The organism is Neobacillus sp. PS3-12 (genome assembly GCF_030915385.1).
Taxonomy (GTDB): domain Bacteria; phylum Bacillota; class Bacilli; order Bacillales; family Cytobacillaceae; genus JAEVLT01.
In genome coordinates this window covers 1037780-1050790 of record NZ_CP133268.1, presented here as the reverse complement: position 1 = coordinate 1050790, position 13011 = coordinate 1037780, and the positions used below count along the sequence as shown (strand labels likewise).

Here is a 13011-nt window from a genome sequence, read left to right as displayed (position 1 = left end):
TATTGCAATACTTGATTCATATTGAAACCATTATCCCTGAATGTTTTTTTGAAATAAGGTTAACATACAAATAATTAAGAGGGTGGAAACAGGAAATGGAGTGAGTTCAATTTGAAGGGATCAATTGATTTAAGTAAATACTCAATTAGGACCGATTTAGCGATCGAAGCCACAGAGATGGCCTTAGCACAGAAAGCTGATGGTACGGTAGAACAAGAAGAAAATTTGTCACAAATTGAAGGCGTTGTTATAAAAGAAAAAGAAGTAAATGACATAAAAATTTCCTTAGTGGAAGTATCTGGAGAGGGGGAAAACCAGCTTGGCAAAAAAGCCGGTAGGTATTTAACAATTGAAGTTCAAGGGATTCGTGAACAGGATACTCCACTGCAACAAAAGGTTGAGGAGATCTTTGCAAATGAGTTCTCCCACTTTTTGGAGGGAACTGGAATAAAGAAAACTGACTCATGTCTTGTCGTTGGGCTAGGTAACTGGAATGTCACTCCGGATGCACTGGGACCTATGGTTTGTGAAAATCTTTTGGTTACTCGGCATTTGTTTCAATTACAGCCGGAAAACATAGAAGAGGGATATCGCTCGGTTAGTGCCCTGTCTCCAGGGGTTATGGGGTTAACAGGAATTGAGACTAGCGATATTATTTTTGGTGTCGTAGAAAAAACAAAACCTGACTTTGTTATTGCGATTGATGCATTAGCGGCAAGGTCGATTGAAAGGGTCAATTCCACTATTCAAATTTCCGATACGGGCATCCATCCTGGATCAGGCGTTGGGAATAAAAGAAAGGAATTAAGTAAAGAAACATTGGGCATTCCTGTAATCGCAATTGGCGTCCCAACGGTTGTTGACGCTGTTTCGATCACAAGTGATACAATCGACTTTATTTTAAAACATTTTGGGAAAGAAATGAGGGAGGGCAACCGCCCATCCCGTGCACTTGCTCCAGCTGGAATGAGTTTTGGAGAACGAAAAAAGTTAACGGATGATGATCTTCCAGAGGAAAAACAACGGAAAACATTTATGGGAATAGTTGGAACACTTTCGGATGATGAAAAAAGAAAATTGATCTATGAGGTCCTTTCTCCATTAGGGCATAACCTAATGGTTACTCCAAAAGAAGTGGATGTGTTTATCGAGGATATGGCCAATCTTATTGCAAGTGGATTAAATGCTTCTTTACATCATACTGTTAATCAAGGAAATGCTGGTTTTTATACAAGGTAATAAGCATGAAAAAACTCCTACCAAAAAAGAGATAAGGTGCAGGATATGAAAATTTTTATTTTTAAAAGTTTTTGTTTATTAACCATAATGTTCCTTTTTACTTTTGTCGGGATGAAGCTTGCCTACAATGGCATGAATGGTATGAAAGGAATAAGTCATTCGAAATTACAATCGAACATTTCTTTAAAAATGCAGGATTTGAACACGTCAATTGAAAATGATCATTTCAGCCATAATATAGCGGCAAAGCAGCAAAAACTTGAAAAAATGAATTCCTTTAACTTTTTTTCTTATATGGGTAAGGAGTTATCAGATGGAATCTCTCATACCTCAAGAAATATCATAAGGATAGTTGCAAAATAATTTCAAAAAGGCGGTACCACTCGGTGCTGCTTTTTTATTGGCACTTTTTGAAAAGCGGGAGGTACCCTTTGAACTACTTAAGATTGAATCTTGAAACTCCTACTGTTATAATCAAAAATAGTGTACATTGTGCGAGTATAGTAGGAGTGAACTACCAGTGAACAGAGAAGAAAAACTTAAACGTCAATCTAAAATTAGAAATTTTTCAATCATCGCTCATATTGATCACGGAAAATCAACATTGGCAGACCGTATATTAGAAAAGACCAATGCCTTATCCTCCCGTGAAATGAAAGATCAGCTGTTGGATTCTATGGACCTTGAGCGTGAGCGCGGAATTACCATAAAATTAAATGCGGTACAGCTTAAATATAAAGCAAAAGATGGTGAAGAATATATCTTCCATTTAATTGATACTCCAGGACATGTCGACTTCACCTATGAAGTCTCCCGCAGCCTTGCAGCATGTGAAGGAGCGATCTTGGTTGTTGATGCAGCCCAAGGTATCGAAGCACAAACGCTTGCAAATGTATATCTTGCGCTAGACAATGATCTTGAAATCTTACCGGTCATCAATAAAATTGATCTGCCGAGTGCTGACCCTGAAAGGGTTCGTAATGAGATTGAAGAGGTAATTGGTTTAGATGCGTCTGAAGCTGTCCTCGCATCTGCCAAAGCAGGGATTGGGATCGAAGAAATTCTAGAACAAATCGTTAAAGCGATACCTGCACCAACAGGAGACCCTGAAGCCCCTTTAAAAGCGCTTATCTTTGATTCCCTGTACGATGCTTATCGGGGAGTAGTTGCTTACATCAGGGTTACCGAAGGAACGGTAAAAGTAGGCGACAAAATTAAAATGATGGCAACTGGCAAAGAGTTTGAAGTAAATGAAGTTGGAGTTTTCACGCCAAAGGTAGATTTACGGGATGAGTTGACAGTTGGAGATGTAGGCTTTTTAACCGCATCCATCAAGAATGTTGGAGATACCCGTGTCGGTGATACGATCACGAACGCAAAAAATGGAGCAACTGTTCCTCTTTCTGGTTACCGTAAAATGAACCCGATGGTATACTGCGGACTTTATCCAATCGATAATTCCAGATTTAATGACTTACGTGAAGCATTAGAAAAGCTACAGCTAAATGATGCGGCCCTTCAATTTGAGCCGGAAACATCCCAAGCACTTGGATTTGGTTTCCGCTGTGGTTTTTTGGGCCTTCTTCATATGGAAATTATTCAAGAACGGATTGAACGGGAATTCAATATTGATTTAATTACCACGGCACCAAGTGTTATTTATCATGTAATCATGACAGATGGAACTGAAATAAGAGTGGACAATCCGTCTGATATGCCTGACCCGCAAAAGATTGACCGAGTCGAAGAACCATATGTAAAAGCGACGATGATGGCGCCAAATGATTATGTCGGAGCAATTATGGAACTGTGCCAGCAAAAACGGGGTAATTTCATTGATATGCAATACGTAAGTGAGAATCGTGTCACGATCACCTATGATATTCCTTTAGCAGAGATTGTATACGACTTCTTCGATCAATTAAAGTCCAGTACAAAAGGTTATGCCTCTTTTGACTATGAACTAATTGGCTACAAACCATCTAAATTAGTGAAAATGGACATATTGTTAAATGCAGAAACGGTTGATGCTTTAAGTTTTATTGTTCATAAGGATTTTGCCTATGAACGTGGGAAAATAATTGTTGAAAAATTAAAGGAATTAATTCCAAGACAGCAATTTGAGGTACCGATTCAAGCTGCCGTTGGACAAAAAATTGTTGCCCGCTCTACCATCAAAGCAATGCGCAAAAACGTATTGGCCAAATGTTACGGCGGAGATATTTCACGTAAGCGGAAGCTGCTCGAAAAACAAAAAGAAGGTAAAAAACGGATGAAGCAGGTTGGTTCTGTTGAGGTGCCACAGGAAGCATTTATGGCCGTTTTAAAAATGGACGATAATAACCAAAAGAAATAAAAGTTAAAGGGGTTTGGCTCGCCACGAGATAGAATAGGGGGAGCCAGCCTCTTTTTTAAATTTGAGAAGGTGAGACTTATGATTAAATCAGCATATATTCATATCCCATTTTGTCACCATATTTGCCATTATTGTGACTTTAACAAAGTATTTTTACAGGGCCAGCCAGTTGATGATTATTTGGAGGCACTTGAACAAGAAATAGCCATGACATTAAACAACTGTCGTACGGAACACTTAGAAACCATTTTTGTCGGGGGAGGGACCCCTACAGCGTTAAATGAAAAGCAACTGGACCGTTTATGCAGAATCATTAGAAATAACCTGCCTACCGGGGAACAATTGGAATTTACCTTTGAGGCAAATTCGGGTGATTTATCGGTTGAAAAATTGCAAATATTAAAAGATGCTGGGGTAAATCGAATAAGTCTTGGGGCACAGACCTTTAATGACGAACTTTTAAAGAAGATTGGCCGAGCACATTGTGCCAATGATATCATTCATTCGATTGCTGCGATCAAGAAAATAGGATTTAAAAATATTAGTATTGATTTGATTTTTAGTTTACCCGGTCAGACTATTGTAGATTTTAAAGAAACACTGCAAGAGGCCTTTTCATTGGAAATTCCACATTATTCCGGTTATTCCCTGATTATTGAGCCTAAAACCGTTTTCTATAACTTGATGCAAAGAGGTAAACTTCTCACTCCAGGAGAAGATGTTGAAGCTGAAATGTACGAACTTTTAATGGAAGAGATGGAACTTCACGGATATCGCCAATATGAAATTAGTAATTTTTCTAAGCAAGGATTTGAAAGCAGGCACAATCTGACATATTGGAATAACGAGGAGTATTTTGGTTTTGGAGCAGGAGCACATAGTTATGTTGATGGATTTCGAAGGTCAAATGTTGGACCATTAAAAAAATATATGGAAATGATTAAGAAGGGCGATTTTCCAGTATTGGAAGAAAATAAAGTATCGAAGGCTGAGCAAATGGAGGAAGAAATGTTTTTGGGCTTGCGGAAAAAGGAGGGTGTTTCCATACCGAAGTTTTTTCACAAGTTTGGCCTTGACCCAATCTCTTTATTTCAAAATGAAATAACAAGCTCGGTTCAAAAAGGCTGGCTAGAAACAAATAGTAAAAACATATATTTAACTAAAAGGGGGCGGCTTTTGGGTAACGAAGTATTTCAATCGTTCTTGGGAATATGTAATGATTGACACGATCCCCCTCAATTTGATAATTTATTATTAGAATTAGCACTCGAGGTTAGGGAGTGCTAACAGAGGTGATGAATGTTGTTAACAGACCGTCAATTATTAATTTTACAAGTTCTTGTTGATGACTTTATTCAATCCGCACAGCCAGTAGGTTCCAGAAGCCTATCGAAAAACAAGAGCATTGCCTTTAGTTCTGCAACAATACGAAATGAAATGGCAGACTTGGAGGATTTGGGGTTTATTGAAAAAACGCATACTTCTTCAGGACGGATCCCATCTGAAAAAGGATATCGGTATTATGTTGATCATCTCTTGTCACCCCAACGGTTGAATCAACAAGAAATTATCAAGATAAAATCGATCTTTGCTGAAAAGATATTTGAGTATGAAAAAATCATTCAAAGATCTGCAAAGATATTATCAGAATTAACAAATTATACATCGATTGTCCTGGGACCAGCGGCAAGTATTAATAAACTCAAGCGGATCCAGATTATTCCGATCAATAAAGAAACTGTTGTTGCTATTTTTGTCACGGATTCAGGCCACGTAGAAAATCGTACATTACACCTGCCGTCTTCCATAGACGTTGGAGAGCTGGAAAAAACGGTAAATATATTAAATGACCGCTTAATTAACGTTCCACTTGAAGAATTAAACGATAAAATTTATAAAGAAGTTGCCTCACTTTTACGGCAGCATATTCAGAACTTTGATTTAATGCTTCATACAGTTGCTGAAACGTTTAAAATATCTCCGAATGAGAAGTTGTTTTTTGGTGGAAAAGCAAATATTTTGAGTCAGCCGGATTTCCATGACCTGGATAAAATTCGCAATCTCATGAACATGATTGAACACGAAGATTGGATTTACGATCTGATTAAGAAAAATCCCACTGGTATAAATGTCAAGATTGGTACGGAAAACAACATTAGTGCCATGGAAAATTGCAGCTTGATCACCGCTACTTATTCTGTTGGGTCTGAAAAGCTCGGGACGATAGCCATATTGGGACCAACACGGATGGAATACTCACGAGTGATTAGCTTATTGAAATTTTTGAGCAGTGATTTGACATCTGTATTGACGAATTTGTATCAAAATAAATAACGCTGGAAATATTGAATAAGGGTGGAATTCCTTTTTATTCCATCCCCTTTTCCATGAACTATATTTTTTGATATAGATTTTCGATAAATGACCTTTAAGGAGGTGAGTAAGTTGACAGTTGAGAAAAATGATACAATCAACAATGAAAAACTAGCAGAGCAAACGATTGAAATGGAACTTACCGATAAGGAAACAGTGGAGCCTGTGTTTGCAGAAGAGCAAAACACTGTTAATGAGGAAGAGGCTGTTCCAGATCAATTGCAATCGCTACTAGAAAAAAATGATGAGCTTGAAAAGAAATTAGCTGAATTTGAGAATCGTTACTTAAGACTTCAAGCAGATTTTGATAATTCCCGCAGACGTTCCAAAATTGAAGCTGAGGCGAATGAAAAATATCGGGCTCAAAAACTGATTATAGATATCTTGCCTGCAGTTGATAACTTTGAACGAGCATTATCAATGGAAGTAGATAATGATCAGGCGAAGTCCTTAAAGCAAGGAATGGAAATGGTCTATCGCAGTTTGCTTGATGTCTTATTAAAAGAAGGATTACAGCCAATTGAAGCGGTAGGAAAAGAATTTGATCCACATCTGCATCAAGCTGTTATGCAGGGGAATGATGAGAATTTCGGATCAAATATTGTCATTGAAGAATTCCAAAAGGGTTACCTTTTGAAAGATAAAGTCATTCGGCCATCAATGGTTAAAGTGAATCAATAATCATTTACATATTGAAATATGGGAGGAAAACCTAATGAGTAAAATAATCGGTATTGACCTTGGAACAACGAACTCATGCGTTGCTGTTTTAGAAGGCGGGGAACCTAAAGTAATTCCAAATCCAGAGGGAAACCGTACAACTCCATCAGTTGTTGCGTTTAAAAATGGTGAACGCCAAGTTGGAGAAGTTGCCAAACGGCAAGCAATTACTAACCCTAATACGATCATTTCGATCAAACGCCATATGGGAACTGCACATAAAGTGGAGGCAGAAGGAAAACCATATACACCTCAGGAAATTTCTGCTATTATTTTGCAACATTTAAAATCATATGCTGAAGATTACCTTGGAGAGCCTGTAACAAAAGCAGTTATTACAGTTCCAGCTTATTTTAATGATGCAGAACGTCAAGCAACAAAAGATGCAGGGAAAATTGCCGGCTTGGAAGTTGAACGGATTATCAATGAGCCAACTGCGGCTGCCCTTGCTTACGGTCTTGATAAAACGGACCAAGATCAAACCATTCTTGTCTATGACCTTGGGGGCGGAACATTTGACGTATCGATCCTAGAACTTGGCGATGGCGTTTTTGAAGTAAAAGCTACTGCAGGGGATAACCGCTTGGGTGGGGATGATTTTGACCAAGCTATTATTGACTACCTAGTTGACCAATTTAAAAAAGAAAATGGAATTGACCTTTCTCAAGATAAAATGGCATTACAGCGGTTAAAAGATGCTGCAGAAAAAGCAAAAAAAGATCTTTCCGGTGTGACCACAACTCAGATCTCATTACCATTTATCACTGCAGGCGCTGCAGGTCCACTTCACCTTGAAGTTACATTATCGCGTGCAAAATTCGATGAATTGACTGCAGACCTTGTTGAACGGACAATGGGACCAACTCGTCAAGCCCTAAGTGATGCTGGTTTGTCGCCATCAGAGCTTGATAAAGTAATTCTTGTCGGTGGTTCAACACGGATCCCTGCCGTTCAAGAAGCAATTAAAAAAGCAACTGGAAAAGAACCGCATCGCGGTGTTAACCCAGATGAAGTAGTGGCTATGGGAGCTGCTATTCAGGGCGGAGTTATTACTGGCGATGTTAAGGATGTTGTTTTACTGGACGTTACACCACTTTCTTTAGGAATTGAAACAATGGGTGGCGTATTTACTAGACTTATTGACCGTAATACAACAATCCCAACTTCAAAATCACAAATTTTCTCTACTGCAGCTGATAGCCAAACAGCAGTGGACATTCACGTTCTTCAAGGTGAGCGTCCAATGGCAGCGGATAATAAAACGCTTGGTCGTTTCCAATTATCAGACATTCCGCCAGCACCACGCGGTATCCCTCAAATTGAGGTAACATTTGATATTGATAAAAATGGTATCGTAAATGTTCGTGCCAAAGATCTTGGTACAAACAAAGAGCAACAAATTACAATTAAATCTTCAACGGGTCTTTCCGAAGAAGAAATTCAAAAAATGGTAAGAGAAGCAGAAGAGAACGCTGATGCCGACAAGAAACGTAAGGAAGAAGTTGAACTTCGCAACGAAGCCGACCAGCTTGTATTCCAAACTGAAAAGACACTGAAAGATCTTGAAGGAAAGGCGGATGCTTCCGAGGTTGCAAAAGCGAACGAAGCCAAGGATGCACTGAAAGCTGCGATTGAAAAAAATGACCTTGAAGAGATACGCTCTAAGAAGGATGCATTACAGGAGATCGTACAAAATCTAACTGTTAAGCTTTATGAAGAAGCAGCGAAACAAGCTCAAGCTGCACAAGGAGCCCAAGACCAAGGAACTGGCGGCGGCAAAGACGATAATGTCGTTGATGCAGAATTTGAAGAAGTAAAAGACGATAAATAATCGTCCCACAGCTTAGGAGAAAGTCAAAGTCAGTCTATAGACTTTGGCTTTTTCTTTGCTGGTTGATTAAATGGAAAATGTCCTAGGCGTAGATTCAGATAGAGAAACATCCAAAAAAAATTGCATCTTTTATCATATGGGTGTTACAATAATTTTTATGTGACAGATTCGGGAGTGGTAATCAATGAGTAAGCGGGATTACTATGAAGTGCTTGGTGTCAGCAAAGGCGCTTCAAAGGATGAAATTAAAAAGGCTTATCGAAAGCTTTCTAAGAAGTATCATCCTGATATTAATAAAGAGCCGGATGCGGCTGAAAAATTCAAGGAAGTAAAAGAAGCATATGAAGTCTTAAGTGATGACCATAAGAGAGCTCATTATGATCAGTTCGGCCATACCGACCCAAATCAGGGCTTCGGCGGCGGGTCAGACTTTGGCGGCTTTGGCGGTTTTGAAGATATCTTTAATACCTTTTTTGGCGGCGGCGGTGGTTCAAGAAGAAGGGACCCTAATGCACCAAGGCAGGGGGCAGACCTTCAATACACAATGACCATTACATTTGAAGAGGCTGCTTTCGGTAAAGAAACGGATATCGAAATTCCAAGGGAAGAAACATGTAATACATGTCATGGTTCAGGTGCTAAACCAGGAACAAAGCCTGAAACTTGTGCACATTGCCATGGAACAGGACAGCTGAACATTGAACAGAATACACCATTCGGTAAAATTGTAAATCGCCGAGTATGTCATTACTGTAATGGGACAGGAAAAGAAATAAAACAAAAATGTTCTACTTGTGGCGGAGCCGGAAAGTGAAAAAACGCCGAAAGATTCATGTGAAGATTCCAGCTGGAATCGATGATGGACAACAATTAAGAATGGCTGCCCAAGGTGAGGCAGGTATAAATGGAGGCCCATCTGGAGACTTATATGTTGTTTTCCATGTTCGAGGGCACGAGTTTTTTGAACGTGATGGCGATGATATTTATTGTGAAATGCCAATTACCTTTGTACAGGCTGCATTAGGGGATGAAATTGAAGTCCCAACCTTACATGGTAAAGTGAAATTGAAAATACCTGCAGGTACGCAAACTGGAACAAAATTCCGTTTGAAAGGGAAAGGAGTTCCAAATGTACGCGGATATGGTGTGGGCGACCAGCATATTCTTGTGCGGATTCTAACTCCTACCAAGCTTACTGATAAACAAAAACAGTTGCTGAGGGAGTTTTCAGATGTTAGTGGAACTGTTCCACTGGGAGAACATGAGGAAAGCTTTTTCTCGAAAGTAAAAAGAGCCTTTAAAGGTGAGTAAGGATTGGAGTTGGTAGAAATGAAATGGTCTGAAATCAGCATTCATACAACAAATGAGGCGGTTGAACCAATTTCGAATATATTACACGAAGCAGGAGCCAGCGGTGTAGTTATTGAGGATCCTTTTGAGTTAACAAAAGAAAGGGAAGATCAATTTGGTGAAATCTACCAACTTAATCCGAATGATTATCCCGAAGAAGGGGTCATTGTTAAAGCCTATTTACCTGTTAACAGTTTTTTAGGCGAAACGGTTGAGGCTATCAAGGAATCAATTAATAATCTAATCATTTATAATATTGATGTCGGGATTAATAAAGTAACCATTAGTGAAGTGCATGAAGAGGAATGGGCTACAGCTTGGAAAAAATATTATCATCCCGTGAAAATTTCTGAAAGATTTACAATCGTCCCAACATGGGAGGAATATAGCCCTGTTAACAGTGATGAACTTATCATTGAACTAGATCCTGGTATGGCTTTTGGTACAGGAACCCATCCGACAACGGTTATGTGTATTCAAGCCTTAGAACGTACTGTAAAAGCGGGGGATAAAGTTATCGATGTTGGTACGGGTTCTGGGGTGCTGAGCATTGCAGCAGCCATGCTTGAAGCAGAGCAGATAAGGGCTTATGACTTAGATGAAGTAGCAGTTCGATCTGCACGTTTAAATATTAAGTTAAACAAAGTAAGTGAAGTTGTTACAGTTGCTCAAAATAACTTACTTGACGGTGGTGAAGATTTATCGGCTGATGTGGTTGTAGCAAACATCCTTGCTGAGGTAATACTAAGATTTACCGAGGATGTTGCCCGTGTTGTAAAACCAGAAGGTTACTTTATAGCCTCTGGAATCATTCAGCCGAAAAAAGATCAGGTGAAAGAGGCTCTTATCCAAGTCGGTTTCGAAATTGAAGAATCCATTTTAATGGAGGACTGGGTAGCGCTCATCGCAAAGAAAAAATAATTTTTATGTGGGGCTGGAGAATAAATACAGCCTCATTTTTCTGTTCCTTTTAATATGTCAATTTTTTTAGTAAAATGAATAGTAATCTGTTTTAGAGAGGGTGCTTTGTTTGCAGCGATACTTTGTAAATAAGTCCGCAAATAATCATCGTTTTTTTATCGAAGGAGAAGACTGTCACCATATAATAAGGGTTATGAGGTTTCAATTAGGTGATCCGATCATTTGTGTAAACAAGCAAGGGAAAGCAGCTGTTTGTGAAATTGCAGAAATTACCGATGAATATGTGGCTGCAGACGTTGTAGAATGGAAAGATGAGACGTCAGAGCTGCCTATTCATGTAACGATAGCCAGTGGTCTTCCGAAAGGAGACAAGCTGGAGTGGGTTATTCAAAAAGGCACTGAACTAGGCGCATTTGAATTTGTTCCATTTACTGCCGCAAGGTCTATTGTAAAATGGGACGAAAAGAAAACGGCAAAAAAGGTTGAACGATGGCAAAAAATTGCCAAAGAAGCAGCGGAACAATCACATCGGGCTATTTGTCCAGAAGTCGTTAGTCCAATGGATTTCAATAAACTATTACTGAAGAGTAAGGAATTTGATTATAGATTGGCTGCATATGAAGATGAAAGCAGGAATGGGGAAGTATCCATTTTTGCATCCACTCTCAGTAAAATTAAAAAAGGGGAATCCCTTATACTGCTATTTGGTCCCGAAGGCGGACTTTCTTCTGAGGAAATTTCACGTTTGAAGGAAGCGGACTTTGAGCTTTGTGGGTTAGGTCCACGTATTTTAAGGACGGAAACTGCTCCATTATACACACTTGCAGCAATTTCCTATCATTTTGAATTATTGGGGTGAGTTACATGCCAACAGTCGCATTTCATACACTTGGTTGCAAAGTGAATCACTATGAGACAGAAGCAATTTGGCAATTGTTTAAACAAGAAGGATATGAACGAGTTGATTTTGAATCAACCTCTGATGTATATATTATTAATACTTGTACTGTTACAAACACTGGCGATAAAAAAAGCCGCCAGGTTATTCGTCGTGCAGTCAGAAAAAATCCCGATGCCGTTATTTGTGTAACAGGATGCTATGCGCAAACATCTCCTGCTGAAATCATGGCAATTCCAGGGGTAGATATTGTTGTAGGGACGCAAGACCGTGTTAAGATGCTCAATTATATTGAGCAATATAAACAAGAACGCCAGCCGATTAATGGTGTTCATAATATTATGAAAAATAGGGTTTATGAAGAGCTTGATGTTCCTTCATTTACGGACAGAACCCGTGCTTCTTTAAAAATTCAAGAAGGCTGTAATAACTTTTGTACTTTTTGTATTATTCCATGGGCACGCGGTTTAATGAGATCTCGTGACCCTAAAGAAGTTATTCACCAAGCCCAGCAGCTGGTTGATGCCGGCTATAAGGAAATCGTCTTAACAGGGATTCATACTGGCGGTTATGGAGAAGATATGAAGGATTATAATCTTGCCTTGCTCTTGCGAGATTTAGAGAGAGAAGTAATCGGACTAAAGCGTCTCCGAATATCATCGATTGAAGCCAGTCAAATTACGGATGAAGTCATCGAGGTTATTAAGGATTCCAATATTATTGTTCGTCATTTACACATACCTATTCAATCTGGTTCAAATTCAGTATTAAAAAGAATGCGTCGCAAATATACAATGGAGTTCTTTGGGGAACGATTAGACCGTCTAAAAGAGGTATTACCTGGCCTAGCCGTTACATCTGACGTCATTGTCGGTTTCCCAGGGGAAACCGAAGAAGAATTTATGGAAACCTATAATTTCATCAAACACCATAAATTCTCTGAACTTCATGTATTCCCATATTCAAAGCGTACAGGAACCCCTGCTGCAAGAATGGAAGATCAAGTCGAGGAAGAAGTAAAAAATGAACGTGTACACCGTTTGATTACTCTTTCCGATCAGCTTGCTAAGGAATATGCTTCTCAGTTTGAAGGTGAAGTACTCGAGGTTATTCCAGAAACGCATTATAATGAGGACCAAGAAAGCGGCCTTTTTGAGGGCTATACCGATAACTATTTGCGGGTGGTACTGCCTGCTACAGAAGATATGATTGGTAAAATTGTAAAGGTGAAGCTGACGAAAGCTGGATATCCATACAATGAGGGGCAATTTGTCAAAGTTCTTGATGATGAAGTTGCAGCAAAAACTGCCATCTAAATATTGC

General features: G+C 39.2%; 10 protein-coding genes and 1 pseudogene. All 11 read left to right on the top strand.

From position 1 onward, the window contains the following. The first annotated feature begins 111 nt into the window (after nt 1-111). The 11 genes and pseudogenes from gpr (at nt 112) to mtaB (ending at nt 13004) form a co-directional block, all read left to right on the top strand. The gene (gene gpr, locus RCG17_RS05490; RefSeq protein ID WP_308174241.1) at nt 112-1239 is read left to right on the top strand and encodes a GPR endopeptidase; all 1128 of its coding nucleotides are present in this window, start codon (nt 112-114) and stop codon (nt 1237-1239) included. 45 nt (nt 1240-1284) lie between these two features. Then, nucleotides 1285-1602 carry a DUF3679 domain-containing protein gene (locus RCG17_RS05485; RefSeq protein ID WP_308174240.1) on the top strand — a complete coding sequence of 106 codons (318 nt, stop codon included), beginning with the start codon at nt 1285-1287 and terminating at the stop codon, nt 1600-1602. A gap of 157 nt (nt 1603-1759) precedes the next feature. Continuing rightward, nucleotides 1760-3595, top strand: coding sequence for a translation elongation factor 4 (gene lepA / locus RCG17_RS05480; RefSeq protein WP_308174239.1), 1836 nt, complete (start codon nt 1760-1762; stop codon nt 3593-3595). Nucleotides 3596-3673: 78 nt separating this feature from the next. Next, nucleotides 3674-4819, top strand: a complete 1146-nt coding sequence (hemW, locus tag RCG17_RS05475; RefSeq protein ID WP_308174238.1) for a radical SAM family heme chaperone HemW — start codon at nt 3674-3676, stop codon at nt 4817-4819. A gap of 78 nt (nt 4820-4897) precedes the next feature. Then, on the top strand, nt 4898-5929 hold the full coding sequence (hrcA, locus tag RCG17_RS05470) for a heat-inducible transcriptional repressor HrcA (protein WP_308175771.1): 1032 nt from the start codon (nt 4898-4900) through the stop codon (nt 5927-5929). A gap of 111 nt (nt 5930-6040) precedes the next feature. Continuing rightward, nucleotides 6041-6649, top strand: a complete 609-nt coding sequence (grpE, locus tag RCG17_RS05465; RefSeq protein WP_308174237.1) for a nucleotide exchange factor GrpE — start codon at nt 6041-6043, stop codon at nt 6647-6649. Nucleotides 6650-6683: 34 nt separating this feature from the next. Continuing rightward, nucleotides 6684-8519 (top strand): molecular chaperone DnaK, encoded by a 1836-nt coding sequence (gene dnaK, locus RCG17_RS05460; RefSeq protein ID WP_308174236.1) that lies wholly within the window; start codon nt 6684-6686, stop codon nt 8517-8519. A gap of 184 nt (nt 8520-8703) precedes the next feature. Continuing rightward, nucleotides 8704-9830, top strand: a pseudogene (gene dnaJ / locus RCG17_RS05455) (molecular chaperone DnaJ). 18 nt (nt 9831-9848) lie between these two features. Further along, nucleotides 9849-10790 carry a 50S ribosomal protein L11 methyltransferase gene (gene prmA, locus RCG17_RS05450; RefSeq protein WP_308174235.1) on the top strand — a complete coding sequence of 314 codons (942 nt, stop codon included), beginning with the start codon at nt 9849-9851 and terminating at the stop codon, nt 10788-10790. 109 nt (nt 10791-10899) lie between these two features. After that, nucleotides 10900-11649 carry a 16S rRNA (uracil(1498)-N(3))-methyltransferase gene (locus RCG17_RS05445; protein WP_308174234.1) on the top strand — a complete coding sequence of 250 codons (750 nt, stop codon included), beginning with the start codon at nt 10900-10902 and terminating at the stop codon, nt 11647-11649. 5 nt (nt 11650-11654) lie between these two features. Continuing rightward, nucleotides 11655-13004, top strand: coding sequence for a tRNA (N(6)-L-threonylcarbamoyladenosine(37)-C(2))-methylthiotransferase MtaB (mtaB, locus tag RCG17_RS05440; RefSeq protein ID WP_308174233.1), 1350 nt, complete (start codon nt 11655-11657; stop codon nt 13002-13004). Nucleotides 13005-13011 lie beyond the last annotated feature (7 nt).